Genomic DNA, 3883 nt, shown 5'->3' with positions numbered 1-3883 from the left:
TATCTATAAACAGACAAAACTCTATCTATAAACAGACAAAACTCTATCTATAAACAGACAAAACTCTATCTATAAACAGACAAAACTCTATCTATAAACCCCTGTACGTCTTGGGAGAGTAAGGCTCAAGAGGGGTCTAAAAGAGGTTTAAAAGAGGTTTATAAAAGAGGTTTAAAAGAGGTACCACTGTACGAAGTCAAAACTTAGCAACAAAAAACACAAAGGAGTGATCCAAAAACCGGCTCACATTAAACTTCAGTCGCTACGCTCCTTGCGCCTCACTACGTTCGTTGCCTAAAAGGTGTGGCAAGCCACATTCAATACGGGCGCTGACGCCCCGTACCCCGTCCAAGCTGAACCAGCTTGACCGCTTTTTCACTCGCCGTTAGGCAGGAAAGCAAAGTTTCTATAAAACTTTGGCTTTCGCCATTTCAGTGTTAAGACTGGTTTAGAGCTGTCAATTCCTTATGCTCCCACGCTACGCTCGTCCGCTACCATTGACAGCAAACAGTTAGTTTTTTTGAATCTTAACAAGAATCTAACTGCTATATTCGTTTTTAAGGGCCTTATTTCTCGTTTCTAGCGATTTTGAGACTGTTTATATATATTTATACCAAAGCAAAAATAAAAAGCCCTCAGCAGGCTTTTAGAGGGCTAAATAACGAAGCCAGGACGATTAATAATATCTTCTTGTCTTTTTTGCAAAACATAAGTATACAGGGAATCATACAAATTCTTTTTGATCTCGTCAGGTTCATTGACAGAAGCTTCAAACAATTCTTGAATATCAACTTGCCAAGGATCAGCAAGCATTTCATCAATGGGTTTTAATACTTTCTTTTCGTCCATCTTAATGACTCCTAACATCAAAATAATGCTTTCAGTTTAGATTTACAGATTTTACAGTACCGTTATTCAAAATTTGCTACCAAAATTATAAAGTTTCTCTGCACAAAACAATTAAGAAGTTTTGGCTTAAACCAGCGTAATCCGTAATACTTTTTAAGTATTTAAAACATAACAATCTTAGTTAGGTGAAAACATAAATTGAATTAAAAATACAGTTAACTCAACAACGGCAGAAATTGATTTTATGGTTATCAGTAGACCGAGTTAAACGAGGTCAATGCGCACTTACACATAGAATTTATTCTATGTTGTGCTAGACCCATTAAAAACCTGTACCAGAAGTCGCCGTTGGCGACAACAAAATCAAACTAATTTACCCAAAATCAATTTGGTTCAACATGTTTTCTGTACTTGCTTGATCCAAGCCTAAATAAGCTAAAGTCATTGATTCACTTGAGTGATTTAGTAAGTGCATGACTAGGCCAATATTGTAATTTGATTGCGTGTAAACACGATAAGCCCCAGTTTTGCGCATCGTATGGGTACCTAGATAATTAATGCCTAACAGATCACCAACCTTGCTCATGATTTTGTAAAACTGTTTTTCCGTGATATGGCGCTCGGGGTGTTGAAGGGAAGGAAAGAGCCATTCAGAATCCAGCTGATGATCAAGCAGCCATTGACGATACAATAAGAGCTCTGTTTGAACTGGTTTAAGATACAAGGTATTAGGCTTACCCGTTTTTCGGTCGTGAATGAACGCATTTTGTTTAATAGAACCGTCCGGATTAAAAATATCGGTTTGTTTTAAGCGCATGACATCACTGACTCGCAACAGTGTCGCTTTGCCAACTTGAAAAACTGTATAGTTACGCCGGCCAGCTTTAAAGTTGTTGAGTAAGGTATCTTGAACCTCCTTGAGAACATTTGAATCTTTGATGGGTAAGACAACTTGTTGCATGTAAATGACCTCCAGTAAGAATATTTGCATTACGTATCTACATGGGATATACTTGGCTTGTAATAATAATTTAGGAGGGGAAAATATGGAACTTATTAAAGAACAAACACGCTTAGCAAAGTGGGGAAACTCGAAAGCTGCTAGAATTCCTAGCCAAATTATTAAACAACTGAAATTAGATGATAACCAAGATATGACAATAACCATTGAAAATGGATCAATTGTTTTAACACCAATAAAAAAGAACCCAACCAATATTCACGAACTATTTAAGGATTGGCAAGATGACGGGAAAAGGGATCACGAGCTTGATTGGGGAAAGTCAGAAGGTAATGAACTTCAATGGTAAGCCAAGGTGATATATTTTATGTTAACTTTAATCCAAGCCGTGGTCATGAACAGATGAATAAGCGACCAGCGATTGCGCTAAGCAATGATCTAGTCTGTCAGACAAGTAACATGACGATTGTGGCTCCAATTAGCAGTACCAAGCGTAATTTTCCAATGTATCATCGACTAACTAGTAGTCAAACAGTATATGGAAAAGTATTATTAGATCAAACCATAGCCTTAGATTTACGGGCAAGACATGTCACTGATGAAACTATTGTCGATCATGTATCGCGTGAAGAACTAGAAGAAATAATCACTTTGTACAAATTATTGTTTAGTATTGATGACAAATAGAAGAAGTTGTTTTTGGCATATAATGACAAATAACCCCCAATATCTACATTATAGATATTGGGGGTTATTCTTTCAACGTTTTCGAGGGGCGATTTGTATATTATAACCCTCATCTTGTTACAACTTTACCTAGGCCAATAAAGTCTATGCGTAGATCTCTTGGAATTTTGATTTCCCAATTAGTATTAATAAAATTAAAAATATCTAACCCTCGATTTTTTATTTCTTTCAAAGTCCAATTATTGTTGCGAGCAATGGTACGTTCATCAATGCTACCATTTTTAAAACAAACATTGCCGTGCTCTTTTTTGTCCTTAAAAGAAGCATTACTAAGTCTATCATTTTTTTTGCGATTAATTATAACGAGGTTACCTATTGAATTTTTAATTTTATTTTTTTGGTTTTGACTATACTGATTAAAATAGTTATTCCAATTTGTTGTCTTAGAGACTTTTTGCGGATAAATATGTTCTAATGTTGGTTGAAACTCATCGGTAATAGCGAAAAACAACTGGTAGATATCTTCAAGACTCATTTGTTCTTTAGATTTTTCAGCTAGATATATAACATAACAAGCCAAGACGTGTTTTGTTGGGAAAGCTGCGCGACCGGACTTATAGAACCCGGTAATTGATAATTCTTTACAAATGGCAGAAATACTTTCCTTATATTGTTCGGTTTGAACAAACTTATCAATAGTCATTTTTATTTGTTGTGTTATTTTATCTGGAGCATCTTCATTACTGTTGTGGATTACGGACTTGATTTCATGACTCAAGCTGAAAAAAGGAATGTAAGCACTGTAAGCACTGGCAAAGAATCCTTGGATAAAGTAATACCTATCTAATTGCTCCAGAAAATTTAAACGTGATACCTCAGAAGGCGTTTTTAGAAAATAAAACAATACTTCGTTTTTCCAATCCAGCATATTAGGATGATAACGAGGTATACGTGATTCCAAAGATGCTAGTTTGATCAAGTAAATACGGATATTCTTGGATATGATGGGGGCTATCCTTTCATCCAATGGAAAATTAAGGACATACCAAATTTGAATACTGGAATTTAAACTGCTTATATAGCGGAAAATATCGTCTGGAGACAAATTTCCACTTTGCACATTTTTGTCGGTAAACTTTTGATCAAGTAAGAACTGTGAAAGCCTGCCATTGTCAATGAACCTTTGGTTATAGTTATGGTTTCCTATTCTTTTTTCCTTGGAAAAATAGGATACTGTATGTGCCATAAGAAAACTATCATCTGGTAACATATTTCTAGGGTTTTTGCCAAGATAATTATAGATCTTTTTCCAACAGCCATTTATCTCCTCGCGAAGTTTAGGGGCATTTCTTTTGGAATTGCCAGTGAACAGGGTACTGATATAAA

Annotated in this window: 5 protein-coding genes; 2 read left to right on the top strand and 3 right to left on the bottom strand. The window is 35.6% G+C overall.

Translation table 11 applies throughout. From position 1 onward, the window contains the following. Positions 1 to 654 precede the first annotated feature (654 nt). Together JUE67_RS12370 and JUE67_RS12365 are read right to left on the bottom strand one after the other, a co-directional pair. On the bottom strand, positions 655 to 867 hold the full coding sequence (locus JUE67_RS12370) for a hypothetical protein (RefSeq protein ID WP_027822200.1): 213 nt from the start codon (positions 865 to 867) through the stop codon (positions 655 to 657). Positions 868 to 1222: 355 nt separating this feature from the next. Beyond that, on the bottom strand, positions 1223 to 1810 hold the full coding sequence (locus tag JUE67_RS12365; protein ID WP_125766265.1) for a site-specific integrase: 588 nt from the start codon (positions 1808 to 1810) through the stop codon (positions 1223 to 1225). An 85-nt stretch (positions 1811 to 1895) separates the two neighbouring features. On the opposite strand from JUE67_RS12365, the gene JUE67_RS12360 reads away from it, so the two are divergent. After that, complete coding sequence (locus JUE67_RS12360) at positions 1896 to 2159, top strand: AbrB/MazE/SpoVT family DNA-binding domain-containing protein (protein ID WP_001748109.1); 264 nt, start codon at positions 1896 to 1898, stop codon at positions 2157 to 2159. Further along, complete coding sequence (locus JUE67_RS12355) at positions 2153 to 2497, top strand: type II toxin-antitoxin system PemK/MazF family toxin (protein WP_001748110.1); 345 nt, start codon at positions 2153 to 2155, stop codon at positions 2495 to 2497. The genes JUE67_RS12360 and JUE67_RS12355 overlap by 7 nt, the downstream gene beginning before the upstream one ends. A 109-nt stretch (positions 2498 to 2606) precedes the next feature. On the opposite strand, the gene JUE67_RS12350 is transcribed toward JUE67_RS12355, so the two are convergent. Continuing rightward, positions 2607 to 3883, bottom strand: a 1277-nt coding sequence (locus JUE67_RS12350) for an HNH endonuclease family protein (RefSeq protein ID WP_203637182.1), incomplete at its 5' end; no start/stop codon positions are given.

Origin of the sequence: Lacticaseibacillus mingshuiensis (assembly GCF_016861785.1) — a bacterium.
Classification (GTDB): Bacteria; Bacillota; Bacilli; order Lactobacillales; family Lactobacillaceae; genus Lacticaseibacillus; species Lacticaseibacillus mingshuiensis.
Note: the sequence above shows the minus strand (reverse complement) of the source record. Positions and strands in the feature narration are given on the sequence as shown.

Coding starts and splice junctions, on each gene's coding strand:
- JUE67_RS12370 (WP_027822200.1), bottom strand. CDS start 867: ATGTTAGGAGTCATTAAGATGGACGAAAAGAAAGTATTAAAACCCATT.
- JUE67_RS12355 (WP_001748110.1), top strand. CDS start 2,153: ATGGTAAGCCAAGGTGATATATTTTATGTTAACTTTAATCCAAGCCGT.
- JUE67_RS12365 (WP_125766265.1), bottom strand. CDS start 1,810: ATGCAACAAGTTGTCTTACCCATCAAAGATTCAAATGTTCTCAAGGAG.
- JUE67_RS12360 (WP_001748109.1), top strand. CDS start 1,896: ATGGAACTTATTAAAGAACAAACACGCTTAGCAAAGTGGGGAAACTCG.